Origin of the sequence: Proteus terrae, assembly GCF_003144325.1 — a bacterium.
In the GTDB taxonomy this organism is placed as follows: domain Bacteria; phylum Pseudomonadota; class Gammaproteobacteria; order Enterobacterales; family Enterobacteriaceae; genus Proteus; species Proteus terrae.
The window spans coordinates 44,962-70,590 of the sequence record NZ_PENS01000006.1 but is presented as its reverse complement, the minus strand read 5'-3'; the positions used below and the strand labels follow the sequence as shown (position 1 = coordinate 70,590).

At 35.6% G+C, this 25,629-nt stretch carries 26 protein-coding genes and 1 pseudogene; 17 read left to right on the top strand and 10 right to left on the bottom strand.

The genetic code is table 11. The annotated features are described in order from the left end of the window. Positions 1-10 precede the first annotated feature (10 nt). The 8 genes and pseudogenes from DK857_RS06570 to DK857_RS06535 all read left to right on the top strand — a co-directional run bounded on the left by DK857_RS06570 (position 11) and on the right by DK857_RS06535 (position 5,970). The gene (locus tag DK857_RS06570) at positions 11-331 is read left to right on the top strand and encodes a phage baseplate plug family protein (RefSeq protein WP_109395177.1); all 321 of its coding nucleotides are present in this window, start codon (positions 11-13) and stop codon (positions 329-331) included. After that, positions 300-1,112: a baseplate hub protein gene (locus DK857_RS06565; protein WP_075674206.1), complete on the top strand. Its 813-nt coding sequence runs from the start codon at positions 300-302 to the stop codon at positions 1,110-1,112. The genes DK857_RS06570 and DK857_RS06565 overlap by 32 nt, the downstream gene beginning before the upstream one ends. Positions 1,113-1,114: 2 nt before the next feature. After that, complete coding sequence (locus tag DK857_RS06560; RefSeq protein ID WP_109395175.1) at positions 1,115-1,807, top strand: Gp138 family membrane-puncturing spike protein; 693 nt, start codon at positions 1,115-1,117, stop codon at positions 1,805-1,807. After that, complete coding sequence (locus DK857_RS06555; RefSeq protein WP_109401815.1) at positions 1,804-2,148, top strand: hypothetical protein; 345 nt, start codon at positions 1,804-1,806, stop codon at positions 2,146-2,148. Before DK857_RS06560 ends, DK857_RS06555 begins: the two co-directional genes overlap by 4 nt. Then, entirely contained in the window at positions 2,141-3,328 is a 1,188-nt protein-coding gene (locus DK857_RS06550; RefSeq protein WP_109401814.1) for a baseplate J/gp47 family protein, read from the top strand. The genes DK857_RS06555 and DK857_RS06550 overlap by 8 nt, the downstream gene beginning before the upstream one ends. Beyond that, the gene (locus DK857_RS06545; RefSeq protein WP_109401813.1) at positions 3,325-3,981 is read left to right on the top strand and encodes a DUF2612 domain-containing protein; all 657 of its coding nucleotides are present in this window, start codon (positions 3,325-3,327) and stop codon (positions 3,979-3,981) included. Before DK857_RS06550 ends, DK857_RS06545 begins: the two co-directional genes overlap by 4 nt. A 5-nt stretch (positions 3,982-3,986) precedes the next feature. Further along, positions 3,987-4,730 (top strand): annotated as a pseudogene (locus DK857_RS19640) (hypothetical protein); the annotation flags it as partial. Positions 4,731-5,634: 904 nt separating this feature from the next. Beyond that, a complete protein-coding gene (locus DK857_RS06535) occupies positions 5,635-5,970 on the top strand; it encodes a GNAT family N-acetyltransferase (RefSeq protein WP_319418289.1) in 336 nt (111 codons plus the stop codon). A gap of 344 nt (positions 5,971-6,314) precedes the next feature. Here the strand turns inward: DK857_RS06535 and DK857_RS06530 are convergent, their stop codons facing one another. Continuing rightward, entirely contained in the window at positions 6,315-6,494 is a 180-nt protein-coding gene (locus tag DK857_RS06530; protein WP_109395169.1) for a GhoT/OrtT family toxin, read from the bottom strand. A 699-nt stretch (positions 6,495-7,193) separates the two neighbouring features. Between DK857_RS06530 and DK857_RS06525 the strand changes: the two genes are divergently transcribed. After that, entirely contained in the window at positions 7,194-7,736 is a 543-nt protein-coding gene (locus DK857_RS06525) for a DUF924 family protein (RefSeq protein ID WP_109401811.1), read from the top strand. A 74-nt stretch (positions 7,737-7,810) separates the two neighbouring features. Here the strand turns inward: DK857_RS06525 and DK857_RS06520 are convergent, their stop codons facing one another. From DK857_RS06520 to DK857_RS06505, 4 genes are all read right to left on the bottom strand, one after another. After that, positions 7,811-8,587, bottom strand: a complete 777-nt coding sequence (locus DK857_RS06520) for a dimethyl sulfoxide reductase anchor subunit family protein (RefSeq protein WP_098942386.1) — start codon at positions 8,585-8,587, stop codon at positions 7,811-7,813. A gap of 3 nt (positions 8,588-8,590) precedes the next feature. Next, the gene (locus DK857_RS06515) at positions 8,591-9,208 is read right to left on the bottom strand and encodes a DMSO/selenate family reductase complex B subunit (RefSeq protein WP_023581764.1); all 618 of its coding nucleotides are present in this window, start codon (positions 9,206-9,208) and stop codon (positions 8,591-8,593) included. Positions 9,209-9,219: 11 nt separating this feature from the next. After that, complete coding sequence (locus DK857_RS06510; protein WP_088495176.1) at positions 9,220-11,652, bottom strand: DMSO/selenate family reductase complex A subunit; 2,433 nt, start codon at positions 11,650-11,652, stop codon at positions 9,220-9,222. Between the two features lie 316 nt (positions 11,653-11,968). Beyond that, positions 11,969-13,225 carry a mechanosensitive ion channel family protein gene (locus DK857_RS06505; protein ID WP_109395168.1) on the bottom strand — a complete coding sequence of 419 codons (1,257 nt, stop codon included), beginning with the start codon at positions 13,223-13,225 and terminating at the stop codon, positions 11,969-11,971. Positions 13,226-13,824: 599 nt separating this feature from the next. Between DK857_RS06505 and DK857_RS06500 the strand changes: the two genes are divergently transcribed. Beyond that, complete coding sequence (locus DK857_RS06500; RefSeq protein ID WP_109401810.1) at positions 13,825-15,444, top strand: hypothetical protein; 1,620 nt, start codon at positions 13,825-13,827, stop codon at positions 15,442-15,444. A 91-nt stretch (positions 15,445-15,535) separates the two neighbouring features. On the opposite strand, the gene DK857_RS06495 is transcribed toward DK857_RS06500, so the two are convergent. After that, complete coding sequence (locus DK857_RS06495; protein ID WP_109395166.1) at positions 15,536-16,114, bottom strand: HdeD family acid-resistance protein; 579 nt, start codon at positions 16,112-16,114, stop codon at positions 15,536-15,538. A gap of 193 nt (positions 16,115-16,307) precedes the next feature. On the opposite strand from DK857_RS06495, the gene DK857_RS06490 reads away from it, so the two are divergent. Continuing rightward, positions 16,308-17,162 (top strand): D-amino-acid transaminase, encoded by an 855-nt coding sequence (locus DK857_RS06490; protein ID WP_109395165.1) that lies wholly within the window; start codon positions 16,308-16,310, stop codon positions 17,160-17,162. A 94-nt stretch (positions 17,163-17,256) separates the two neighbouring features. Here the strand turns inward: DK857_RS06490 and DK857_RS06485 are convergent, their stop codons facing one another. Further along, positions 17,257-17,817 carry a helix-turn-helix domain-containing protein gene (locus DK857_RS06485; RefSeq protein WP_109401809.1) on the bottom strand — a complete coding sequence of 187 codons (561 nt, stop codon included), beginning with the start codon at positions 17,815-17,817 and terminating at the stop codon, positions 17,257-17,259. Between the two features lie 85 nt (positions 17,818-17,902). Here DK857_RS06485 and DK857_RS06480 point away from each other — a divergent pair, with 85 nt between their 5' ends. After that, entirely contained in the window at positions 17,903-18,565 is a 663-nt protein-coding gene (locus tag DK857_RS06480; RefSeq protein WP_109395163.1) for an AzlC family ABC transporter permease, read from the top strand. After that, on the top strand, positions 18,565-18,891 hold the full coding sequence (locus DK857_RS06475) for an AzlD domain-containing protein (protein ID WP_202611270.1): 327 nt from the start codon (positions 18,565-18,567) through the stop codon (positions 18,889-18,891). The genes DK857_RS06480 and DK857_RS06475 overlap by 1 nt, the downstream gene beginning before the upstream one ends. A gap of 82 nt (positions 18,892-18,973) precedes the next feature. On the opposite strand, the gene DK857_RS06470 is transcribed toward DK857_RS06475, so the two are convergent. The 3 genes from DK857_RS06470 to DK857_RS06460 all read right to left on the bottom strand — a co-directional run bounded on the left by DK857_RS06470 (position 18,974) and on the right by DK857_RS06460 (position 22,373). Then, positions 18,974-20,377, bottom strand: a complete 1,404-nt coding sequence (locus DK857_RS06470; protein WP_109401808.1) for an ATP-binding protein — start codon at positions 20,375-20,377, stop codon at positions 18,974-18,976. After that, positions 20,378-21,043 carry a response regulator gene (locus tag DK857_RS06465; RefSeq protein WP_109401807.1) on the bottom strand — a complete coding sequence of 222 codons (666 nt, stop codon included), beginning with the start codon at positions 21,041-21,043 and terminating at the stop codon, positions 20,378-20,380. Between the two features lie 688 nt (positions 21,044-21,731). After that, positions 21,732-22,373 carry a hypothetical protein gene (locus tag DK857_RS06460; RefSeq protein WP_157957597.1) on the bottom strand — a complete coding sequence of 214 codons (642 nt, stop codon included), beginning with the start codon at positions 22,371-22,373 and terminating at the stop codon, positions 21,732-21,734. 252 nt (positions 22,374-22,625) lie between these two features. Here DK857_RS06460 and DK857_RS06455 point away from each other — a divergent pair, with 252 nt between their 5' ends. From DK857_RS06455 to DK857_RS06440, 4 genes are all read left to right on the top strand, one after another. Next, positions 22,626-22,964, top strand: coding sequence for a DUF5713 family protein (locus DK857_RS06455; protein ID WP_109401805.1), 339 nt, complete (start codon positions 22,626-22,628; stop codon positions 22,962-22,964). A gap of 241 nt (positions 22,965-23,205) precedes the next feature. After that, a complete protein-coding gene (locus DK857_RS06450; RefSeq protein WP_109395157.1) occupies positions 23,206-23,484 on the top strand; it encodes a DUF2798 domain-containing protein in 279 nt (92 codons plus the stop codon). 173 nt (positions 23,485-23,657) lie between these two features. Then, positions 23,658-24,749, top strand: a complete 1,092-nt coding sequence (locus tag DK857_RS06445; RefSeq protein ID WP_109395156.1) for an NADH:flavin oxidoreductase/NADH oxidase — start codon at positions 23,658-23,660, stop codon at positions 24,747-24,749. A 249-nt stretch (positions 24,750-24,998) separates the two neighbouring features. Beyond that, on the top strand, positions 24,999-25,628 hold the full coding sequence (locus tag DK857_RS06440) for a CatB-related O-acetyltransferase (RefSeq protein ID WP_109395155.1): 630 nt from the start codon (positions 24,999-25,001) through the stop codon (positions 25,626-25,628). The last annotated feature ends 1 nt before the right edge of the window (position 25,629 follow it).

Below are 25,629 nucleotides of genomic sequence, written 5' to 3'. Positions count from 1 at the left end.
GATAGATAAAATGCAGGTTATTCCATTACAAGCTATTCCTAATCAGCGATTTTCTGTAGAGATAGCCGGTGTTGATTGGACATTTACGCTAAAAGTCGCTAATCGAACAATGTTTTGTGATATTGAGCGAGATGGTGAAGTGCTTATTACAGGTATTCGCTTAGTTGCTAATACACCCATTATTCCTTATCGCTATTTAAACCAGGGGATTAATTTAATGTTTCTAACAGAAAATGATGCTTTACCGTGGTATGAGGAATTTACAAAAACACAATCATTAGTGTATTGGAGTAATGAAGATGGATCTTCGGCGTATAAGGGTGGGGATTGAGGTCGGTGAAAGGCTTCAATGGTATGAAGGATTGCGTATATCAGCAGGAGGAAAGAAATATGCAAATCCATTACAAAACGAATGTAAAATCGCTATTACAGGGCTTAATACCGAGACAAGAGATTATTTGCTGACGGAAACAAGTCCTTATAATAAAAATAAGCAAGTTCGACGACTTTATTTAGAAGTTGGTCGAATTAACTCTGGGCTATTCTCACTTTTTATTGGCGATATTGTCAGTGCAGAAATAGACTCTCCTCCGGATGTCACCGTAACGTTATCTGCAAAAACTAGCCACCATTGTTCTGGAAAAATTATTTCTTCTAGTGGTGGCGCAATTCAAAAATTGAGTGAAATCGCGTTAACCATTGCTAATGATTGCGGTGTGAAATTGGATTTTCAGGCGACCGATAAGAATATTGCTAATTGGTATTATTGTGGCTCTGCATTACATCAAATAGAGCGTTTACAAGAGTCGGGAAATGTTAAAGCTTTTATTGATGATGATACGTTATTCGTAAAAGATGATGATAAAGCATTAAAAAGCCGATTTCGTATTTTGAATATGAATTCAGGCATGATTGGAATTCCCAAAGCCACTGAGAGTGGCTTAACGGTGAGTTATCTTATCGATAGCACATCTGAACTAGGCGGAATGCTTCGGCTTGATAGCAAATTAAATACCTCACTAAATGGTGACTACATTATTGAGCAGCTTGAATTTAAAGTTGCTTCACATGATGCAGATTTCACTTATACCGCAACGTGTAAACGAGCTTAATTATGAGTAAACCCAATAATGATATTGCCAGTGTTGGTTCACTGGCAGGGGCTTTTTCGTCTGCATTCCGCCATTTAATGATGAATACAGATGATATGTTACCCGCAACCGTCATTAATTATGATGAGCAAACTAATCGAGCCATGATCAAACCTTTGGTCATGATGTTGACTACGGATGATGAAAAAATCTCTCGGGCACCGGTTGCTAATATTCCCGTGTTTCGATTTGGTGGTGGCGGTTTTTTTATTAGAGCGCCAATTAAACCGGGTGACTTTGGCTGGCTAAAGGCGAGTGATCGCGATATTAGCCTTATTTTTCAACGTGGTGGTTTGGAAGATCAACCCAATACAACACGATTACATTCGTTTAGTGATGCTATGTTTTTTCCTGACACGATCAAAGGATGGGCGATTGATGGGAAGAATATCGACGCCTTGGTTATTCAATCAATGGATGGTTCAGTCTGTTTCTCTCTTCATAACGATAAAGTTGTATTAGAAGCCCCCAAATATGAAATCAATGCACCTGAAACGATATTTACTGGCAATGTAACTGTTAATGGTAATTACGCCGTAAATGGCAATAGTGATTCACAAGGTGGAGTGATGCGCCATAACGGAAAAGATATCGGCTCAACACATACTCATGGTGGAGTGCAATCAGGGAAAGATAATACAGGGAGTCCAATATGAGGACATTTTCAATAAATCAGCAGAATGATTTTGCGATAGGTACTGATGGTAACCTTCAAATTTGTGACAACGATGATGCAGTAAAAAATCTTTGTCAGCACTTTATTAAAGCTGTACGCGGTGAAATGCTACATAAAAAAGATAAAGGAATTCCTTATTGGTCAGCAACATTTAGCCGACAAGTTGATATTCCTTTATTTGAAATGGCATTTCGACAACGTATTGCTGAAATAGAGGAAGTTGTTGCTATCACTTATTTCCATGCTTTTCTAGAAGAGGGAACATTGAAATATCAGGCAGATATACGCACGATATATGGAGGATTTACATTGAATGGCTGACTATCGTTATATTAATAATAAAGGGGTGATTGTTCCAGACACATTGACGTTACGAAATAATGTCGAAGATGAATTTCGCACTGTATTTGGTCAATCTATTAATTTATCGCCAGAAACCCCACAAGGGGTATTGGCAACTATGGAAATTGAAAATAGAGATGCCATTGTTCGTAATAATGCCGAGCTTGCAAATCAAATAAATCCTGATATTGCTGGTGGTGTTTTTCTCGATGCAATTTGGGCGTTAATGGGCGGAGAGCGTATTAATGCCACACATTCCTATTTAAGTGACGTCGAGTTTACTGGTATCCCCGGTACTATTATTCCTAAAGGCTCTCAGGCTCTCACAATAACAGGTGCTACCTTTGAAACTTTATCACCATTAATTATCGCTAATAACGGGAAAATTAAAGGCGATATGCGAGCCAAAGAATATGGCCCTATTGCTTGTGGCGTTGGGCAATTAAATAAAATGGCAAGTTCTGTCTTAGGATGGGAAAAAGTAAATAACTTAACCCATGCTGTTGTTGGTCGCCATGCTGAGTCAGATATAAAGGCAAGGCGTCGGCGTAAACAAACATTAGCTAAAAATACAGTTAGTGTTGCAGAAGCAATTACCTCTTCGTTATATGAATTAGAGGGAGTTAATTCTCTTTCTTTTCGTGAAAATTTTAATGATAAAGCGTTAGTTGTCGATGGTATCTCATTATTACCTCATAGCATTTATGTGTGTGTAGAAGGTGGAGATAGCCATGAAATTGCTAAATCATTATTAAGAACAAAAACAATAGGCGCTGCATTTAATGGTGATATTGAAATAAATGTAATAGAGCCAGCAAGTGGGCAAGAATATCCTATTAAGTTTTCACGCCCGAAAGAAGTGCCTGTGTTTTGCCGTGTGTCTGTAAAAAAATCCAATATTGATGCGCAAACCATTATTCCTAATGCGTTAGAGAAATGGGTTCAGGGCGAAATAGATGGAGACAATGGGCTGGTAGTTGGACGAGAAGTTTCTCCTTTTGAAATTTCAGCAGCGGTTAATGCGGTTGAGCCTCATTTATTTGTCACTAAAGTGGAGCTTTCAACAGATGGAAAAAATTGGAATGTTGCATTAATTCCTATCAAACTTAATCAAATTGCCCGATTACCAAAAGGGGCGGTACAAGTGGTGATCGCATGAATATTCAAGAATTTGATTTTCATTCTGATCTACTAAAAGCGATCCTCTGGCAATATGAAAATGCAGATAAATTAAAAGCATTAGCTCATTTAAAAGCCACTTACTTTAATCAATCTACGGTTACTTTTTGGCAAAATTGGTATCGAGATGTCTTTAATATTGATACAGCTAACGATTTTGGTTTATCAGTATGGTCACGTATTTTAGATGTGCCTTTAGGCATTGATATTCCACCGAGTGATAAAAATAAAATAGGTTTTGGTTTTGGTAAAAAGAAAATCAATTTTAAAGCAAATTTTCGACGAAATGCTGATTACACTTTATCGCTGACTTTAGATCAAAAAAGAATGCTGGTGAGAATGCGTTATTTCAATCTCACTCAAAGCCCTACCGTAACCAATATTAATGAATTTCTTAAACGTTTTTTCTGGCGTGAGGATAGCAAGGTTTTTGTGCTCGATCCTTTTGATATGACGTATATGTATTACGTTTTTAATTTTAATCCAGATGAACGTTTACGCCTTTTATTAGAAAACTTCGATTTAATGCCTCGCCCTTCAGGTGTAGGTGTCAAATATCGCATCATAACCAAAAAAGCTTTTGGTTATGGACAATATCGTAAAAACTTTCTGAAGAGTAATTTCGGAGAATAATCCCTATGACTAAAATATTTAAAACCCCCTTTGCAACACAAGGGGATAAAACAGTTGTACCTGTTGAAATACAATCTGATGGTTCGGTCTCTTATACACAAGGTTATGGTTATGATTATGAACGTGACCAAGTGACTGATCCGGCAGCGAAAGATATTGAACGTGAAAAAATGAATAGTTTATTTCATGATATCACTGAATCTATTGGTGAAATGCAATTGCAGGGGTTTGCTAAGTGGTCGGAAGCGGGGAAACCTTACCCTATTCGTAGTGTGGTTTATCATAAAAATAAAGCTTGGCAGTCTAAAATTGAAAATAATAATGTTGAGCCAGTCGCGGGTAATGCATGGATTGAATTAAAAGCTGATATTAATGCAAATGATGTTGGTGCTTATTCTAAAGGTGATGCAGATAAACGTTTTCAACCAGTAGGTAAATATCAAGCTGAAGGCTATGGTTATTCAAAAGCAGAATCTGATACCAAATATCAACCTAAAGGGAATTATGCCCCTGCTGGAAATTATGCTAATAAAGGCGAAAGCTATACCAAAGTAGAATCGGATGGTAAATATCAGCCAAAAGGAAGTTATCAGCCTGCGGGAAATTATGCGACTAAAGGCGAAAGTTATACTAAAGCAGAATCTGATAGTAAATATCAGGGGAAAGGGAATTTCCAAGCAGCGGGTTATAGTTACTCAAAATCTGAAGCAGATAATAAATATCAAGCTAAAGGTAACTATGTGACTACGGCACGAAAAGTCAATAATAAGCCATTAAGTGGTGATGTGACAGTAACATCGCAAGATATTTTTAATGGTCAAGCGATCTCAATTGGCGCGAATCAAAATTTAAATAACTATAAAACAGCGGGTATTTATTTTCAGCCTGCCAATGCGAATGCAACAACAAACTTAAATTACCCAGAAGCTATGGCGGGTACGTTAATTGTTTTAAAAAATGCGGGTATTACTCAGCTGTATTATGTTTATAACACTAGTCGTATTTATTCTCGTAGCCAGTATGGAACAGGTAATTTTACACCTTGGGCTAAAGAGTTTAATAGTCAAAATAAACCGACCGCAGGTGATGTAGGGGCATATTCAAAAGGCGAATCTGATGGTAAATATCAGCCGAAAGGAAATTATTTAACATCGGGTTATAGTTATTCCAAAGGTGAGTCTGATAATAAGTATCAAATAAAAGGTAATTATGCCATTGCTGGAAGTAGTTACACTAAAGTAGAAAGTGATAACCGATACTCGAAATATAAAGTAAGTGGTTGGAAAGAGCTATATAATGGTGATTGGCTGAGTGGTGATGGTGTTAATATAAATGAAGATATTCGAGGGAAAATAGTATGGGTTGATCTAGGTGGTAGTCAGTGGACTTCATTTTTCATGCCTCCTGTTGATGATATTCCAATATGGTGTGGTCACTCTGATAATAACTGGTGTACATTCAAAACATCTAACAATGGTAAAAGAATACATCGTGCTTTTGGTAAAGGTAATACAGGAATAGTAAAAGTTTTTGTTGCTAGCTAATTTCTCAATAGTAGTAAGATAAAAACACTATGAAAATCACCTCCGCCACACACCATCATCTTTCTGCGCTTATTGAGCTAGGTACCTATGCTAACAGGATGCTTCGCGTATTGAAGAAATTAAAGCTTGGCTATCTAGCCAAGCTGTTTATCTTCTTGAAGTGGATGCACAGATTGTGGGTTATGGTGTTATTCATCATCACTTTTTTAACCAGCCATTTATTGAACTTGTGATGATAGATAAGAAGTATCGCCAAAAAGGCTATGGAAAATGCTTGATTACTTATTTTCAAGAGAATACGCAAGGAAATAAACTATTTACATCAACCAATAAATCTAATCATGCAATGCGAAATATGCTGGTTCAGTTAGGATTTATTGAAAGTGGTTGTATTGAAAACCTTGATGAAAATGATCCTGAAATTATCTATTGTTTTATTAAGTAAAAAAGAACTTCTTATAGCGTATTAAATAAAAAACCTTCTAGGAATAGAGGGTTTTTAACGAAATTGCTTTATCTTATTTTATTACCACTCTCAATTTTCATGGGGATATAGTCATTAACCTCCTTCATTAAATTCTTTTTTGATCTAATAGATAATATCAGCAATGACATTTTCAATAAATATATTTTAGCGATAGTTATAAAAACAATTCTCTATTTTATAAAATAAATATGATATCATAATATATTGATATTACTTAATAAAATTATAATTTAAAACAGTAAATAGCCATTATTCTAATTTAATAGAATATAACTATATATTATTAAATATAATGTTAAGAACTAGCTGAAAATAGAGAAGATAAGTGCCATAGGAAAGCTAAGAGGCCAAGTTAAGGCAATTAATAATGCGCTTAAAAGGCGCATGGCAAGACTAGGATCTTTGGTTAAAAAGAAAGTAATAATAAACGATATTAGAGCCCCAATAAGGTAGCTTATTCCAATAATAGAGATAGCAGACATAACAGATCATTCAGTAAATAGACTGCAACAATTGTACTCCAAAATTGTTAAAGAAACAGAGGAATAGAGCAAACTTTTCAATAAATGTCATCACTAATGTGTAAATTTTAAACATTCATCTCACTTTTGATCTCTGGTTTCTTTTGGGGTAATCACACAAGATAATAACAAGATTAAAGCCGAAAAAATTAAAAGTTGAAATATAGTGCATTGATTTAACTGGTTATTTATAACAATCTTTATTGTCATAAAATGCTGTTTTTTTTAAAATAAAATAAGACGGTATAGATCTTTTTTAGTGGTTTCACTATAAAAATTAAAATATTCAACTGCTGATTTTTAAGGCAAGGTAGTGATACAGAGATAAATTTGATGTTTGTAAAATGTGCGGACTAATTAAATTGCATCATAATATCGACAGAATGTAATAAATGGAATGAATACCACTTTATACAGACTTGTAGATAAATTGGCTTATGGATGGCGCGACTTAATGGATTTAAGCGTTAGCTAGGAAGCATTTTAAATCCCCTTTAAAGATTAAAGAGGGGATTTATTTTTATGTCCTTTTCGGATAGGGATTAATAGCTGTTGCTATATTAAAATGGTAATTTACCAAAGTAGTAACTCGCCAATGACGTTTATTTTGATGAAAATAAACGCTATTTTGATTAATAAATAACTAGCGTGGTAGTTTTTATGATCCCTTATCAATCAACTTTGACGTTTTGGTTTGAAGAATGCACACCAGAGCAATGGTTTAAAAAAGATAGCCAGTTTGATAAAGAAATTAGCCGTAGATTTGGTGAATTATGTTTAAGTGCAAGCCGTGGTGAACTGGCATCGTGGAGAGAAACGATAGAAGGGCGCTTAGCTGAGATTATTATTCTTGATCAGTTCTCGCGTAATATTTGGCGTGATACACCAAAAGCCTTTGCCCAAGATAATATGGCGTTAATCTTAGCGCAAGAAGCTATCCGGTTACCTGAATATCTGACATTAACCCCCGTTAAACGCAAGTTTATGATAATGCCATTTATGCATTCAGAATCACCTAAAATTCATCAAGATGCGGTTATATTGTTTTCTCAACTTAATGATGAAAATACTTATCAATATGAACTAAGACACAAAGAAATTATTGATAAATATGGTCGTTATCCTCATCGTAATGACATCTTAGGTCGAACATCTACGCCAGAAGAATTAGATTTTTTACAGCAACCTGGCTCTTCATTCTAAAAAAAATGCATACCTTTTCGGGTATGCATTTTTGTCTCTTTTTTATGACTGATTAATCAGTCATAACATCAAGATCACATGGTAATATGCCATAAATTATAAAAGGCGATACGGCCTGATAATTCAGCAATAATGACTGCTGCTGCACAAGTTGCTAGCGTCATTTTTGATGCTTGCGCTTTTACTGCAGTAAATCCTACGATAACCACACCTAATGCTAATACAGCTAACTGGAATCCCCAAAATAGAGATTGGTCAGCGCTAAGTTCTGGGCCTGTAAAGCCAAGGAAGCTAACATAACCAGAGCGTGTAGCAAAAGTAATAATGGCACCGATAATAAAGGACAATGCACCTAAGCGTCTTGCACCTGTTGCCATTGCTAAAACACCGCCGCCAACTAATAGCGTCATCCAGAATTGCAATGTGGTGTAGTCTGTATTCCAGTTAGCAATTGTAGGAATATGATAGACTTGAGGAATTGACCAAACAAATGCTAGACCAAAAACAACGGTAAATAGGTTACAAATTTCACGTAAACCCTTCCATTTTTTCATGATAGTGAGTGCAACAGTTGCAAAAGCAAAACCTGTAAATACACCACTTAAGAAGGCTTCGTTACTCATTGGAGAGCGACCAACGCCTAATAGCATATTGAAAAAACGTAGAGGTTGACCAACGTGTAATCCACCAATGCCTAAGCCAACTAATGTTAAGATCAGGGCTAAAATATTGGCATTACGCAGTTGGTTTTCATCAATTTGACCTAATTTTTTACTGATATAAGCAATAAGAAACAAGCCTGCTGCTGAAGAACCTAAAACAGTAAAAAAGACTAGAGGAAGTTCATGCATGGTTTATACCTCCGCCGCATTTTGAACTGAGCCGGTTTTATCACCAGAAGGTTTAGCTTCTTTGTGTGCTTTGATCACGATATTTGGATTGGTCAAACTAGGATCAGGCATTGGCGCGATACCACATTCAGTACCGTGTTTTGCTCTGATCACTTCAATATCATCAAAATCAAGCGCACGTTGAGGACAAGACTCAACACAAACCGGTTTCATGCCTTGTGCTACACGTTCGTAGCAACCATCACACTTAGACATGAGTTTTTTCTTCTCATCGAATTGTGGCGCACCATAAGGGCAACGCAATTCGCAATAACGGCAACCAACACAAATATCTTGGTTAACAACCACTAAACCATCTTCTTCACGTTTATGCATAGCGCCAGTTGGGCAACCTGCAACGCAAGTAGGGTTTGAACAGTGGTTACAAGAAATGGATAAATAATAACTATAGATATTTTGTGTCCAGATCCCGTCTTGTTTTGCCCAGCTACCACCACCGTATTCATAAACACGACGGAATTTAGGGCCTAAATCTAAATCTTTTTCATCCTTGCAACTGACTTGACATGTTTTACAGCCAGTGCATTTAGTGGAGTCAAAATAAAAACCATATTGCTTCATGAGTTAACTCCTTATGCACGTTTCACTTCAACAAGGTTTGTATGTTGTGGATTTCCTTTAGCAAACGGCGATGGGTGCCAGCTTGTTAATGTATTAATACATCCACCTGTATCTACACCTGTTGTATCAAGTGAACGCCATGCACCTTGCGGTACTGCAATCACACCAGGTAATACACGATCTGTAACTTTGACGAGAATATTTAAACGACCACGGGCATTATAAATTTCAGCGATATCGCCAGATTTTAATCCGCGTTCAGCCGCATCAATTGGGTTTAGCCAGAATTGATGAGGAATAGCTTCACGTAACATAGCAACGTTATAGTAACTTGAGTGAACGTGGCCTTTATCGTGGAAACCAGTCATTTGCAGAGGGAATTTCTCTTTAAGCTTAACGTTTTCGACACCTTCTTCATTCTTACAATATTCTGGAATTGCAGGGATACGATCGCCTTCTGGTAACACCCAGCCATCAGTATCTTGCATTAGTTTTTCAGAATAAATTTCAATCTTACCTGACGCTGTTTTTAATGGATTAGCGATAGGATCTTGACGGAATGCTTCAAGTGCAACGTATTGATTACGGTTAGGTAATTTACGATCGATAATTCCTACATCATTAGTTTCTGCAAATGTAGGCAGAGCTGGGTTTTTCTCACGCATTTGGTTATAGCAATATTCAATCCACTCTTCGTAAGTACGACCTTCAGTGAATTGTTCTTTGGTACCCATCTTTTCTGCAATGTCAGTTAAGACATCATAGCAAGGGCGGTTTTCCCAAAGTGGTTTAATTGCATTTTGTAAACGGACGACATAGTGGTAAGCACCACTTGCGTAAGAGTTATTGATAAGATCGTTTGTCTCAACCGTTGTCACATCTGGCAGTAAAATATCAGCGTATTTTGCAGATGGTGTCATGTGGTTATCCCACACTAAAATAAACTCACATTTTGATTCATCTTGCAGTAAATCATGTGTTTTATTCAAGTCAGCGTGTTGGTTACCAATCACGTTACTGGAATAACACCACATAAATTTAATGCCCGTATCGAGTTTATCTTTATTTCTGACACCTGCATTTTTGCTGGTAAGCTGATCACCACGAGCAATTGCTTCAGACCACATAAATGTTGGGATTAATGTCTTAACTGGGTTAGGTAAAGCAAAGCTTGCAACTGGATAAGCAACGTTACCACCCCAACAGCCTGTATTTGTACCAGGGCGACCGATATGACCTGACATTAATGGTAGCATCATAATCGCACGACATGCTTGCTCACCATTTGAAGTACGCTGGATGCCCCAACCTTGAGAGATCCACGCCGCTCTTGCACCGCCAATTTCACGCGCTAATTGGATAATACGTGCAACAGAAATACCGGTTAATTTACTTGCCCACTCAGGTGTTTTTGCAATGCCATCAGGACCATTACCTAAAATGTAATCTTTATAAGAGCCATTTTCAGGTGCTGATGCAGGTAATGTTTGTTTATCCCAACCGACACAATATTCACGTAAGAAGTCTTCATCGGTGATACCTTCTTGGATCATCACATAGCCTAATGCAGCCACTAATGCAGCATCAGTACCCGGATAAATAGGGATCCATTCGGCACCTAATGTTGTCACACTGTCGGTACGACGAGGGTCGATGATGATAACTTTACTTTTGCTCTTATCTAACGCATTTAACGTTTCATAGAACTGACCACCACCAGACATACGTGTTTCAGCAAGGTTATGACCAAACATCACCACTAAGTCTGAATTCTCAATTTCTGTTAACAGTGATTCCAGCATATCGCCATAAACATAAGGCACAATACCAGTTAATTGAGAGTATGAATAAGTACCATAGTCACTTAAAAAACCACCGACAGTACTTAATAAACGTTTACATGCAGTTCTACCGTGTAAGTTTGCACCAGTAGAGCCTGTACCATATTGGTAATAAATGGACTCATTACCATATTTTTCGATGGTATATTTTAATTTTTCCGCGATGATTGAAGTCGCTTCATCCCAAGAAATACGCTCAAATTTACCTTCACCACGCTTACCAACACGTTTCATTGGGTATTTTAAACGATCTGGATTATACGTTTTCCAGCGTACAGAACGACCACGAAGACACGGACGAATTTGGTGAAGACCAAATGTTGAATCGTCATACATAGTTTCATTAGAAATACGGCGAATAACACCATCTTTCACATGAACTTTTAATGGACAACGGCTACCACAGTTCACTAAACATGCACTGTACTTGATAGTTTCAGAAGTCTCATCAGGACGAATACCCTGGGGAGTTTGAGCATTAGCAGCGAATGGTAATGAAACCGTTCCTGCAACAGCGGCAGCACCAGAAATAACTGCTGCAGACTGAATGAATCCACGCCGACTCATTTCAGTAATAGAAGTATTATTTTTAATTTTTGACATTGACATTACCCTAACATTTTTCACAACAAGTAAAGTTGTATATATATGTTAAGTTATAACCCTTCTACCTATAATGATTTATATCAATATAAAAAATGTTAATAACGTTATATAAAAAAATAATTATTAAACAAATGGTTACATTTTCGGGTTAATACCACTTTAGTGGTAAATAAAATATCAAATAAATAGAAATTGACAATCGATCGATATGTAAAATATAACATATCGTTTTTTGTTAATATATAGAAAAACAAGATTGTTAACATGATAACAAAATAAAAGATTAAAAATATTTGTTAATAAGAAAAGTAATTTATTGTGGATTATTTTCGGCAGGAAATCTGAGTGCTCTTACATCATTTCCAGTTGGTGATTGATGAACTCTTAAGCCAAATTGAGGCAAAATAGCAAAGATATGATCAAATATATCTGATTGAATAGCCTCGTATTGAACCCAAACTGTGGTGTTAGTGAAAGCATAAATTTCAATGGGAAGCCCATCCGAGGTGGGTGCTAATTGTCTTACCATAATCGTCATTTGCTTATGAATGTTAGGATGGTTTTTTAAATAGGCTTCAACATACGCACGGAAGGTTCCAATATTGGTCATGCCACGTTGGTTTAATGGTGTTTGACATTCATTGCTCAAAGTTGCATTGAATTGATTAATTTCGCTTTCCTTATTTTTGATATAAGGTTCTAATAAGTGAGCCTTTTCTAGATCATCAAGTTGTTTTTTATCTAAAAAGTGGATGCTATTAATATCAAGAGCAAGACTTCGTTTAATACGACGTCCACCTGATTTTGTCATTGCTTGCCAATTTTTAAAGGAATCTGAAATCAGAGAATAAGTTGGAATAGTGGTGACAGTATTATCCCAATTACGCACCTTAACGGTCGTTAAACTAATATCAATAACGGCGCCATCAGCTCCATATTTAGGCATCTCTAGCCAGTCACCAAGGCTTATCATATTGTTTGCAGATAGTTGAATACCGGCAACTAATCCCATAATAGGATCTTTAAACACCAACATTAATACAGCCGTCATGGCACCTAAACCACTGAGTAAAATAAGTGGTGATTTGCCAATAAGTAGGGAAATAATCATTATCCCAATTAGCACAGAGGCTGCGAGTTTTAAGCTTTGAAAAATACCTTTTAAGGGTAATCGACCAAATGAGGATGAATTTCTCATGATCTGCATACAGAGATCCATAATAGAGAAAAGCATCAACAAGCCAAAAATTAAACACCATGCTTGAGCGCTGGTGGTGAGAATTTCTTGTGTTTTACCTGATCCCATCCACACCAGCGCTTGGATATTAACAACAACACCTTGGATTAAAAAAGCAAAACGACTGAATAGTTTATTTATTTCTAGAGAAAGTTGCCATTTCTGATCGTATTGAGTTATTGCTTTGGAAATTTTAGGTAAGACTAACTTGTGCAAAATAAAATGGAGAATAATTGCAACAATAAAAATAATGGCTAAAACGAGTAGGAGAGAAGCGATTTGGGCATACTCCTCATTGAATTGACGTATCCATGTAAGCAGTTGCTGCTGCATAAAATATCCTCATAGTTAATGTGGGCTGTTTATTAAGAGTACAGAAAAGAGAGCTTAGTTCAAGAAGGTGAATTTTTTGTTACGAAAAATGCGAGAGTACACGAGGTAATGAATAAGTGTAAAGAGAGGGGTAAAAGCCAGAAATAGTCTTTTGTGCGATGAGGGTGCTATTTCTGGCTTTATGCTGCATTTTATTTTTAAATCAAATAATTACAGTAAACGAGTTGATGATAATTGTACAACAACTTGGTGCAGGTGAGTAATAAAAGAAGTCATTGATTTCATGTTAAGTATCCTATTAATAAAATGTGATTCACGTCACAAATATTTTCTAAGATTGATTTTAATCACATTTCCATAACAGTCAATAGCTTTATACAAAAATATTTTAAAATTTAAATTATTTTTATATTAAAGGCATTTTTTAGCGCTCAATTAGGGATGGTTTTATTAGGGGTATTTTTTATCTTATTGTTTATTAAGTATTTATTTCTTCCATCTAACAACAATACTTAGTTGACTTTTTTCTATTGTGATTTTCACTCAAAGTTTTTGCTTTAAGCTAAAAATGGAATCGGAAAAAGAAAGGAAATCACTCAATGAATATCGAAACAAAAGAAGAACGCTTACAAAAAATTATACAAGGTGAGAAGGACACTCTGGCTTTTCAGCCCCCTATTTATAATGCACAATCACAAGTTGTTGATGATGATGTGGAAATTGAATTTAATCAAATCAAATTATCACCCGATGAAGCTGATAACGAAGTCAAAATAAATAGAGTCATCAAATATGAGGTTATTGTAACGGGGATTAATCTGCGTTTAGCCGAATGGCGTACAAGCCCTAAAGGGATTTTAGTTTTACCTAATAATAAAGATGTCTACATTACGATAGTGGATAATAATAAAACAGAGATTTCTTTAACGGGAAATCGTAATGGTGTGGCGTCATTGCAATTGATATTAAAAGATGAAGATGATGAAAGCATTGTGTATTATGCAACGCCGATTCAAATTCGAGTTACGCCTACAAAGCCTAATCCTAATACTGATTGCATTGCGACTAACTGTGAGAAGTTTGATGACTTACTGACAATACGTTCGGAATCTATGCAATGGCCGAGTAAATGGGAAAGTGTGTCTAAAAGTTTTGTAGTGCATTTACAGGATAAAGAAGGAGAAGATGTTTCAAATAAAGAGGTAAGGCTCGTCTATAATGCTGATAATAGTACCTTAGGGGTTGAGCCAGAAGTTTATAACGCTGATGGTGAAAAAATTAATGTTGGGAAAACCAATAAATATGGTATCGCGAACTTTAAAGTGAAATTTAAAAAGAGTGAACCTAAACAAATTGCTATTTTTTATGCTGAATCTGAAAATAGCGAAGACCCAACTAAATCTCTTAAATCAAGAGATTACTATGTTGAAATGACAACGGAAAAATTACCATCGCCAAAAGTTCCAGCAACACTTAATGGTATTTTAAGCTATCACAGCGAAAATTATTGTGTGAATGCAAACCTAATTTTAGGACGTGATATTAGCGAAAGCACACAGGTTGGTTTTTATTTTAATGACCAATTAAAAATGTTGCCTTGTACTGATAAGTCAGCAGTTTCGGTAAGGCTGGAAAATCAAATGCTAACTAATGGTATTCATTACATCTCTTTCTTTACGGTTGATATCTTTGATAATATTTGTTTCTCTCGCCGTGAGCGTATTATTGTCGATAACTCTTTAACGGGGGAGTGCAGTAAGCAAATTAAAAATATTGCACCAAAACCTTGTGTAAGTGTCACTATTCCACAAATTTGTGATCGCTATTTTAACTCTGTAAATATCAGGCTTGTACCTTCACTATGTTTACAGATTAAGAACCGAGTTGCTAAAATGAATATCCAAAAAATGGTTATCATCTTTAATGGCTACTCTAAAGTAAATAGTAGTGAAAGAACGTTAGTGTATCGTTCTACACTGGAAATTTATGCTGATGATCCTCGTTTAGGGAATTTCTTGTATGATACAACGGCAAATAATGATCCTGTTAATATTGTCGAATTACTTGAGCCAGCTTTAGAAAGTATTTTGTCAGATGCGTTGCCAAATATTGAAGTCGGACAATTAGGTATTCAAGTGATGGTTTTTGAAAATACAGGCAATTGCTACCTTTGCGGAGAAAATATGTATACGGTATCTCTGCGCTTACCTTGTGCTTGATGTCTCTGCTTCGTTTTCCATAAATTAAGAGCCACTTATGTGGCTCTTAGTCTATATAAAATGGATGAGATTATTATTACTGAATAGTCAATTAATGGGTCATTCTTTTTATTGCACTGATTATCGATAATATTGTGATAGAACTTAAAATGAGTTGTATACCAATCAATGCCATAACTAATGCCACAGAGGTTTCAGGGCCGAAAGCAAGCAAGAAATAGGCAATCACTAAATCTAAAAATCCCACCAAGATATTAAACCAGCCATAAAAATTATCTTTGATCTGTTTAAAACCTATATTTAAACGTAATATTCCTGCAAAAATAAATAAAAAGCCGATAAAAAAGGCGAGGCTAAGCATACCTTTTAGTGGGTCGGTGACAAAAATATAGCCAAGCAGGAGATAAATAAAACCCGCCAATAATGTGATCAACATTGACCAACCAGAAGAGATTTGAGCATTAAAACCACCAATAATGCTGGATATTGCACAGGCAAAAAATACAATACCGAGTAATACGCTGATAACAATGCCAGAAGAAAGTGGGTTAATAATACAGATAAAACCTGCAATGAAACCCAATGTGGCAATAACAGTCATTAAAGTACATTGTTTTTTAACCAGTTTCTCTGTTAGCTGAGATAAATTATTTTTATTAATATCTAACATAGCCACCTCTTATCCTTATATTTGGTACATAAGTTAAATTATAGCAATTTCTGCTTATATAACATGGCTTAGTTACATAAAACTATAATTAAAAAGGGGTAGGGGTGTGGAAGATTGTCTTTAAAATAGAAAACTGAAAGAGTAAGGTAGTGGATTGAGATAAATTGTTAATAAAATTTATAACGGAGGTAAAATGTCTGATATCGTGTATTTAAACAGTCACTTTGTACCTAAAGAGCAGGCTAGAATATCTGTTTTTGACCGTGGTTTTTTATTTGCAGATGCCGTTTATGAAGTTACTGCCGTTATTGATGGTCAGCTCATTGACTTTAATGGGCATTTTCAACGCTTACAGCGTTCATGCAAAGAATTAGCTCTATCGCTTTCTATTACTAAAGAGCAACTAATTGATGTTCATCATCAACTTATCGAAAAAAATAACCTCCATGAAGGGCTTATCTATTTACAAATAACACGAGGTACTGATTCCTCTCGTTTTTTTGATTTTCCGGCTTCATCTGTTCCTTCTACAATAGTTGCTTTTGTTCAGCACTCCACAGTCATTAACCATCCCAATGCAAAAAAAGGTATTTCGGTAGTGAGCGTTGAAGATATTCGCTGGCAACGTTGTGATATTAAAACAGTGGCATTATTAGCGGCATGTTTAGCAAAACACCATGCACATCAACAAGGTGCTGATGATGCTATTTTAATTAAAGATGGCTATATAACAGAAGGGAGTTCAAGTAACTTCTTTATTGTTAATCACGATAATGAAATTATTACACGGCCATTGAGTCAGAATATTTTACCCGGTATTACCCGCCAAGCGATTATTCAGTTAGCGCAAGAAGAAGGGCTTAAAATAACAGAACGTCTATTTACGCTTGATGAAGCGAAAAAAGCAAAAGAAGCTTTTATTAGTTCAGCAACCACATTAATTTGGCCAGTTGTTTCAATCGATAATGAAGATATAAATCAGGGAAAGGTTGGGCATTTATCTCAACGGCTACGAGAGATCTACCTTGATAAAGCACTTAAGAAGTAATTGAATAAGCAGATATTCTTTATCAAATTTATCGCACTGCTTTTGGGATGTCGATGGTAGTGTGGCAGTGCGGTAAATTCATGATTTTATTATGTTAATTATGATGTTCAATAATCATGACGGCGGTTGTGTCAGGTTCTAAAGCTCGTAATACATGAGTGACATCACCAGGATAGCAAATATAATCACCAGGTTGTAATTCTTGTTGATCATCTAAAGTGCCTACCATTGCACTGCCACTGATAATAATAATATGTTCAGTGACATTCTTACTGTGGGGATCTGAAACTCTATCTTTTCCCGGCTGTGCAATTACCGTGTATATATCTCGTTTAGCACCCATTGGACAGGATGAAAGTAAAAAAGCATGGTAATAGGCTTTTTCTGCGCTAATTTTAAAGCCATCACCTTTACGTATTACCTTCACTTCAGGCTGTGGCGCTGAAATAAGTTGAGAAAAAGGGATGTTTAACGCAACACAAATTGCCCAAAGTGTTTCAATACTTGGATTTCCCTGTCCTGCTTCTAATTGAGATAATGTTGATTTTGCAACACCGGCTCGTCTTGCTATTTCAGCAAGTGAAAGGCCCGCTTTTTTTCTTTCTCTAGCCAGTGCTTGAGAAATAATTTCAATAGGCGCACAAGGCGATGACATCATAGATTCCTTCAAAAATCATCTTGCAAAAAAATAAGTCGTTCAACATAATGAACGAATGGTTCGATAAAAAATACTACATTCTATGGAAATTAACAGTCGTCTTGATAATAACGTACTTAGAGATATTGTGCTTGTTTCATTAGCAGATGGTATCGTCGGTATCTCTTATGGTGCATTAGCACATACCCAAGGTTTTGATTTTTGGGTACCGTTGGTGTTATCCATTTTTGTTTTAGCGGGTGCTTCCGAATTTCTTTTTATTGGCGTTGTGGCGATGGGAGGAAGTGCAATATATGCAGCTCTTGCTGGATTAATGGTCAATGCACGACATATTCCTTTTAGTATGGCCGTAAAAGATTTACCGGGAAAAGGGCTTAAATCATTATTAGGTTTTCATATATTAAATGATGAAAGTGTTGTATTTGGTTTATCTCAACGTACTGCTGAACAAAATAAATTAGCATTTTGGGCTTGTGGGTTGGGTATTTTACTGGTTTGGCCTTTAGGAACTATGCTTGGTGTTTACTTAGGGTCATTTATTGTAGATATAAAGATGTTAGGGCTAGATGCAATGTTCCCAGCCATCATTCTCGCATTAAGTTTACCGGCATTAAAAAATAAACTAACACGCCATGCAGCAATAATAGGAAGCATCATTGCACTTGCAACCACATTATTCCTCCCTGTTGGGCTCCCCGTTTTATTATCACTATTTGGCGTATTGTTCGTGATAAGGAAAATATAATGTCCACGGCACCTATTATTACAGGAATTATTATTCTTGCTGTCGGTACATACGCCATGCGTCTTTCCGGCATATTACTCAACAATAAAGCGGGGGTGTCAGAGAGAGTTAAAGAGATCCTCTCATTGTCGGCGATTGTTATTCTGTTTTCAGTGGCGATGACATCGACATTTTTTGATGGTGACCAACTTGCTGATATCTCAAAAGTTATTGGTGTGGGTGTAGCAGGCGTACTTACTTGGCAGAAAAAGCCTTTTATTATGATTGTACTGAGTGCCGCAATAGTAACAGCAGGTTTACGTTGGTTAATTAATCTTTGGGGATAATCTCCCTTTAGGGTATTACCGTAATAAAATAAAAAGGAGGTACAATATCCTCCTTTATTATGGAATATCAGTTAGCTATCTATTAATCGCTGTCTGATGATGTAACCTCTAAAGGCAGAACAATAATAAACCCAATCCCTTTATTATTTAGTCCTTCAGTCACAATTAACGATGCTTGAATTTTATTAGCGAGATTTTGTGCAATAGATAGACCTAATCCACTTCCTGTTTCGTTAGAGCCAGGAACGCGGTAAAAACGTGAAAATAGAACATTGATATGTTCTTTTGCGACACCAGGGCCATTATCACGCACGATAACATGGATCCCTTCCGCGTATCGATTCTCAATAGTTACCTCAACTTGACTACCTTTGGGACAATATTTGATGGCATTATCAAGCAGATTATTAAATATAGAGAGTAAAGCCTGTTTATCTGTTTTAAGCGTTAAAGCATGGCCTTCATTAAGTGATAGCTCAATATTTTTAGTAATTGCATAAGGAACATGTTGTGCTATTGCATTACCAATGACGTTATAGATATCAAGAGATTCTATTTTTAATGGAAAATCGTCACATTCTAATCGTGCCAAATCAATCAATTGATGAGAAAGAGCCGCTGCTCTATCAAGAGATTGTTTCATATCATCAATAATTTCTTCACGCTCTTTTTGATCATCGACTAAAGAGAGCAGGTGTAATTGAGCAATAACAGCGGCTATTGGTGTTCTCAATTCATGGGCAGCATCTGCCATAAATTGTTTTTCACGAATATTGGCCGCGTCAATTCTTGCCATTAACTGGTTTAATTCTTTAAAGATTGGGCGTATCTCTTTAAATTGTTGACCGACATTAATGGGAGTTAAGTTACGAGGTTTACGATTAGAAATAAGTTCTGCAGCTTGTCTTAACGGACGTAAACTAAAATAAGCCGTAATTAAAATAGCAACAATAACCGTTGCTAGAATAAACAGAAAGGGCACAAAGGTGCCTTCAATAGGGTTACCTATAACATGGCCCCTATCTTCAACAGATTCACCAATAAACACTTTTATTTTGTGTTTTTCTCCCCAGCTAAAAGAGATTATCCATTTTTCACCTGCGATAGAAACTCTTTCTGATGCTAATGAAAGTACTCTTGTGGGGATGGGAAGTTCAGGGCGATTAGTATAAATTAGGTTGCTATTTTCATCTAAGACAACAAACCAAGGTAAATATTGTAATTCATCATCTTCACCATTAAGCATAGCGTCTATATACATACCTTGTAAGTTATGTGCAATTTCTTTGAGCACTTCCGGTTGGTCAGCAACATTCTCTAAGGCATTAGCAAAACCCTCAGCGATAATTTCTTGCTGTTTATCATAAATATTTTCGAACTCAGCAAGATAATCAAATTGTATCCAAGCTAACCAAACGCCCCAAAGCATAATTATGGAGATAATCTGAAGGACAATGGTGTAAATAAAGAAGGAGCGGATCTTCATTTAATTAGCTTCTTTTTTTAATAAATAACCTACGCCACGAACCGTGATAATGCGCTCTTTACCTATTTTTCTTCGTAAATTATGCATATGCACTTCAAGGGAATTACTTTCGATTTTATCGTCTAAGCCAAATAAACGCTGTTCTAACTCTGATTTACGTACCACATTGTCAGTATTACGCATTAATTCATATAATAGTTGGTATTCTTTACCTGATAACAAAAGCAGTTCGTTATTTAAAGTGACTTGATGGTTTGCTGGATTAAGTTGTAAATCGCCAATAGACCATATTTGTGAAGAAAAACCAGCCATTCTACGACTAACCGCTTTTACGCGAGAAATTAGCTCAGGCATAGCAAAAGGCTTTGGTAAAAAATCATCTGCACCTGAATCTAATGTTTGTACTAAATTATCAATTTGAGTGCGAGCAGTTAAAATGATAATTGGAATTTTCTCGCCACTTTTTCTAAGTGCAATCAGTTCGTCTTGCCCATCACCATCAGGTAGACCTAAATCTAATAACATTAAATCAAAAGGGCGCTGGTTTAATTGAACACGAGCATCCGCAAGTAATCTGACCCAACATGGCTGAAAACCTGCAATTTCAAGCCCGCGACAAAGCGCTTTGCCAAGTTGTAAGTCGTCTTCAACTAATAAAATATTCATAATAATACCTACCTAAAATTGCCTTAAGAAAGTATAAGAGCCAAATAAAAATTGAGCAATATAATAAAGTGTAAAGCAAGATTTGATTAATGAACTCTTAATGTAAGATAAATTTCTATTTAATATGTTTTACTAAAAATAAATGACTAGAATTTTTAGGAGCAGATTGAGATAAATATGCTATTTATTTCATTTTTATCACGTTAAGGCATTTAATGTTAATTTTAAAGATTTATTTTAGATAGAACTAGCATAATTAACCTAATGTGAATAATAAATATCGCACGCTATTATGCTAAGGTAACTTAAATACTTTATTTGAGATGTTTTGGATTTAAAAGTTAAGCCTATTAAAAATCAAGATTTAATAAATAAGTTTTTATATTTAAAATAATATAAATATAAAATATCAATTTTATTGAATAATATAACTATTAAATTGATGTCTTATTCTTTTATTGAAAACAAATAACTGTTTTAATATATACCTGTTGTGCAACATTTTTATCAGATTTAAATTATTTACTCTATTCATCTATACTCTTGCAGTAAAAGTTAACTACTTGAAAGGAATTAAATTTTCAATAAAAGGAATTTACATGAAATTAGATGGTGTTATTTAGTATAAATTAAATCATTCTGTGTCAGAAATGCTCCCAACCCTCTGGGAGCATTTCACATATTATTATCACTTGCAAAGTGAGTTATCCCACAACATTAATTTAAATGGTAAATTTAACGGTTTCACCCATTCATTTACGGTAGTTTGAAGCTCAGCTTTTGCTTGAGCCAGTCGTTGTTTATCTATATCAGGAATAAAACCATCTTTCGCAGGTAAATCATCTAATATGTACTCTTCCACTAAAACGCCATTAGCCCAGCGTTGAAATAGCCAATAACTTTCTGGTATCAAAGTATATTGTATACCGTCAATAATTGTTGTTTTATCTTCTTGATAACGAACAGGAATAAGCTGGTTTGCAACATTATCCCAAATCCAACCTTTGTATGTTCCATCTTCTAATCGATTTATCGACCAATGCATATCATCAGGGTGATAAAAATACAGCTCAGTTGATGCAACGTAAGATGTATTTTTTGTTGATAAAGAAGCTTGAATAAGGCCATTAGTAAAATAAGAAATATAAAGCGTTTTATTATCAATATTCAGTTCAATACTGCAAGTATCCCAATGTGTTATTGTTAAACCTTCTTTAGCTAGTTTTTCTGGAATGGAAATCACCGCATCTGTTACATCATCTTCTGCTGGTGGGTAGTAATGACCTGTAATATATTCACCATTATTGCCATAGAAGTGCCAGGTCGCCAATGGTGAGCTTTTAAAAAATTTATTAATAGTCAAAAAAGAAATCAGTGCAATAGTCAAAAAAAGAAATATAAATCGTATTTTTTTAGCCATTTTAATTAATTGCCTATTTTCCGCTTGCTGGACAGAATTCTATAAATTCGGATAAATAAAAGCGAGACATTTAATTAAGAAACGTAATATACTTTTCCGAAATTGAGATAATAAGTACACTTTAATGACCTTAAGATAAATACTTAGATAAGGATTTTTGTAATGATTAAAAATAAAGTACTAGCAGAGCATTATTTTTTAAAAGAAATGGACAATGATAATTATTATCCAACACATCTTGTGAAGAAAGGTCAAGAGTTATTAAAAGCGCTTTGTTTAAAAATAGAAGCAACTTCGCCTAAAAATTTGGCAGAGCTTTATATTCTCACGCAAGAAACAACTGATCAATTTAATGAGTTAGCCGAAGAGTTTTATAAAGAAGATAGTGAGATCGAAACAGTAGCAAGAGAGTGTATTGCTGAAGATTTTGGCGTTATCGCTGATGAATATGGCTTTGAAGATGCAGATATAGAAGAATTAATTGCAACACGAGATTGGTAGAAACAAGATGAGAAAACCATTTTGTGTTTTCTCATTTAGATGATTTTTAATTTTATCGATGATCATCTAAATGATAATGAGAATAATTTATTTGACAAAGAAATATTTATTAATAAACTAGTTCTCAGTTTGGTCAAAAAGACTCGTAAGCGTTTACGTTAATCAACGCATATAACTTTTTTAGCCTGTTGTATTGGCAGTTATGTGCTGTTGTACAATCGTATTATTGGAGTCTTTATTTATGTCTTTTCAGGACGAAAATTACTTTTTAGGTATTCCTAAACTTCCTACTCGAGCAATGATTTTTCTTGTTCCCTTTTTCCTTTCTTTTATTATGTCAGGTATTGTTGCGTTTATTAGTACCGTCAAATCGTTAGGAATGGGAATGCATATAATCCCCCCATGGTTAACTTCTTGGGGGATCTCTTGGATGATTGCTTTTCCCACTGTTTTATTTGTCTTGCCAATCGCAAGACGTTTTTCACTGTTATTGGTGAAACCTGCCAAATCTAATGATTAATCAACAAAGAGATCCGCAATTGATGCGGATCTCTTTGTTTTTTACAATGTGAAGTGAAACATCGCCTAAATGAATAAGATCCGATAGCCTTAAACCTGTATATTTAAAAGGTATATCCAAAAAGCGAAGACATTTTCTTTGCATAAATTCTTATTGATAGCAGGAGGCTTTAAATGAATTTGTTGTTCTCCCCTAAAAAATTAGGCCCCCATCAGTTAGATAACCGTATTATTGTTGCACCTATGTGCCAATATTCAGCACAAGAAGGTTACCCAACCGCATGGCACACTATACATTACGGGCAGTTAGCACTATCTGGTGCTTCGTTAGTGATTGTTGAAGCAACAGCGGTTGAGCCTAGAGGTCGTATTAGCTATAAAGATTTAGGTATTTGGTCTGACCAACATAGTAATGAACTAAAAAAGCTGGTTGATAATGTTAAGCTGTATTCATCTGCAAAAATCGGTATACAGATTGCACATGCCGGGCGTAAGGCATCGACTGATTTACCTTGGAATGGCGGAGCATCATTAGCGCCTGATTCTCCTAATGGGTGGCAAAAAGTCGCACCTTCAGAAATGCCTTTTGGAAAGAACCATCAACCTCATGCGCTGACTATCGATGAAATTGAAGAAATAAAACAAGCTTTTGTTGATGCTGCTAAAAGGGCTGAGTCAGCAGGATTTGATGTTATTGAGATCCATGGTGCTCATGGATATTTATTGCACGAATTCCTATCTCCATTATCTAATCACAGAACGGATCAATACGGTGGTGATTTTAATAATCGTAGTCGGTTATTAGTGGATGTATTTGTTGCAGTGAAAAATGCAGTTTCTGATAATGTCTGTGTTGGTGTCAGAATTTCCGCAACAGATTGGGTTGAAGGTGGTTGGGACTTAGAAAGTACGATTGCTTTAACTCAACATCTTGAAGAGTTAGGTTGCCATTATATTCATGTTTCTTCTGGTGGATTATCAGAAAAGCAAGAAATTAAGCTAGGCCCTAATTACCAAGTACCATTTGCTCAAGCTATTTATAATGAAACACAACTGCCGGTTATTACAGTTGGTCTTATTACCGAGCCAGAACAAGCAGAAGCCATTTTACTTACAGAGCAGGCTGATTTTATCGCTTTAGGCAGAGGTATTCTTTATGATCCTCGTTGGCCTTGGCATGCAGCAGAAAAACTCAAACAAACCATAAAAGTAGCGCCTCAATATTTACGTTGTGCACCTCATGGTAGCAAAGACTTTTTTAAATAATATTATCAAGCTACGGGTAATAACCAATCGTTATTACCCGTAGCTTTTTCTTTGATAATCTTTATCATGGCGCAGATAAACTGCAAGCATAAGCGCACTGCGTTGGAAAAGTTGTCCGTAAACAAGATGAAAAAAAATCCCTTATTACTTCAACCAAGGATTGCTTAAGACGATGTGTTTTGAATGCGAACACATCATCAGAGAATTAAGCATTCTTTGATGACTCATTAATTTATAGCGAGTCATATTATGAAAAATAAACATTGGTCGCGTGTAGAATATCTGCACGAAACAGTTAAAAATAAAAACATTATCATTAAAGGACAACACAGTTATTACAGTGATTGTTGGGATGATGGGTTTGAAACTTCAGTTGTACGTTATCTATATGGTGACGAGGTTAGCCTGCAATGGGAACCATTGTGGGAAATAGATAAATTATATATTGGCGATTATGTCTGTATTGGTGCGCAAGCGGTGATATTAATGGGCGGCAATCATACTCATCGAATGGATTGGTTCTCACTTTATCCTTTTATGGATAAGATTGAGGAAGCCTATATTGGTAAAGGTGATACCCATATTCATGATGGTGCATGGATAGGAATGCGTGCAATGATAATGCCAGGTGTGACAATTGGTGAAGGTGCTATTGTTGCGGCTAATAGCGTTGTTTCCAAAAATGTTGAACCTTATAGTATTGTGGGAGGAACACCCGCACAACATCTTAAATATCGTTTTGAGCCTAAAGTTATTGAGCAACTATTATCTTTAAAGATTTACCAATGGTCAGAAAGGAAATTTGAAGCACTCAGGCCTCTTTTATGCCAATCATCAATTGATAAATTATTAATTGCAGAAGCACAATTTATTGAATAAT

What these genes read in the sequence shown, in the direction of transcription:
- DK857_RS06570 (WP_109395177.1), top strand. Translation starts at nt 11, where the DNA reads ATGCAGGTTATTCCATTACAAGCTATTCCTAATCAGCGATTTTCTGTA.
- DK857_RS06565 (WP_075674206.1), top strand. Translation starts at nt 300, where the DNA reads ATGGATCTTCGGCGTATAAGGGTGGGGATTGAGGTCGGTGAAAGGCTT.
- DK857_RS06560 (WP_109395175.1), top strand. Translation starts at nt 1,115, where the DNA reads ATGAGTAAACCCAATAATGATATTGCCAGTGTTGGTTCACTGGCAGGG.
- DK857_RS06555 (WP_109401815.1), top strand. Translation starts at nt 1,804, where the DNA reads ATGAGGACATTTTCAATAAATCAGCAGAATGATTTTGCGATAGGTACT.
- DK857_RS06550 (WP_109401814.1), top strand. Translation starts at nt 2,141, where the DNA reads ATGGCTGACTATCGTTATATTAATAATAAAGGGGTGATTGTTCCAGAC.
- DK857_RS06545 (WP_109401813.1), top strand. Translation starts at nt 3,325, where the DNA reads ATGAATATTCAAGAATTTGATTTTCATTCTGATCTACTAAAAGCGATC.
- DK857_RS06530 (WP_109395169.1), bottom strand. Translation starts at nt 6,494, where the DNA reads ATGTCTGCTATCTCTATTATTGGAATAAGCTACCTTATTGGGGCTCTA.
- DK857_RS06525 (WP_109401811.1), top strand. Translation starts at nt 7,194, where the DNA reads ATGATCCCTTATCAATCAACTTTGACGTTTTGGTTTGAAGAATGCACA.
- DK857_RS06520 (WP_098942386.1), bottom strand. Translation starts at nt 8,587, where the DNA reads ATGCATGAACTTCCTCTAGTCTTTTTTACTGTTTTAGGTTCTTCAGCA.
- DK857_RS06515 (WP_023581764.1), bottom strand. Translation starts at nt 9,208, where the DNA reads ATGAAGCAATATGGTTTTTATTTTGACTCCACTAAATGCACTGGCTGT.
- DK857_RS06510 (WP_088495176.1), bottom strand. Translation starts at nt 11,652, where the DNA reads ATGTCAAAAATTAAAAATAATACTTCTATTACTGAAATGAGTCGGCGT.
- DK857_RS06505 (WP_109395168.1), bottom strand. Translation starts at nt 13,225, where the DNA reads ATGCAGCAGCAACTGCTTACATGGATACGTCAATTCAATGAGGAGTAT.
- DK857_RS06500 (WP_109401810.1), top strand. Translation starts at nt 13,825, where the DNA reads ATGAATATCGAAACAAAAGAAGAACGCTTACAAAAAATTATACAAGGT.
- DK857_RS06495 (WP_109395166.1), bottom strand. Translation starts at nt 16,114, where the DNA reads ATGTTAGATATTAATAAAAATAATTTATCTCAGCTAACAGAGAAACTG.
- DK857_RS06490 (WP_109395165.1), top strand. Translation starts at nt 16,308, where the DNA reads ATGTCTGATATCGTGTATTTAAACAGTCACTTTGTACCTAAAGAGCAG.
- DK857_RS06485 (WP_109401809.1), bottom strand. Translation starts at nt 17,817, where the DNA reads ATGTCATCGCCTTGTGCGCCTATTGAAATTATTTCTCAAGCACTGGCT.
- DK857_RS06480 (WP_109395163.1), top strand. Translation starts at nt 17,903, where the DNA reads ATGGAAATTAACAGTCGTCTTGATAATAACGTACTTAGAGATATTGTG.
- DK857_RS06475 (WP_202611270.1), top strand. Translation starts at nt 18,565, where the DNA reads ATGTCCACGGCACCTATTATTACAGGAATTATTATTCTTGCTGTCGGT.
- DK857_RS06470 (WP_109401808.1), bottom strand. Translation starts at nt 20,377, where the DNA reads ATGAAGATCCGCTCCTTCTTTATTTACACCATTGTCCTTCAGATTATC.
- DK857_RS06465 (WP_109401807.1), bottom strand. Translation starts at nt 21,043, where the DNA reads ATGAATATTTTATTAGTTGAAGACGACTTACAACTTGGCAAAGCGCTT.
- DK857_RS06455 (WP_109401805.1), top strand. Translation starts at nt 22,626, where the DNA reads ATGATTAAAAATAAAGTACTAGCAGAGCATTATTTTTTAAAAGAAATG.
- DK857_RS06450 (WP_109395157.1), top strand. Translation starts at nt 23,206, where the DNA reads ATGTCTTTTCAGGACGAAAATTACTTTTTAGGTATTCCTAAACTTCCT.
- DK857_RS06445 (WP_109395156.1), top strand. Translation starts at nt 23,658, where the DNA reads ATGAATTTGTTGTTCTCCCCTAAAAAATTAGGCCCCCATCAGTTAGAT.
- DK857_RS06440 (WP_109395155.1), top strand. Translation starts at nt 24,999, where the DNA reads ATGAAAAATAAACATTGGTCGCGTGTAGAATATCTGCACGAAACAGTT.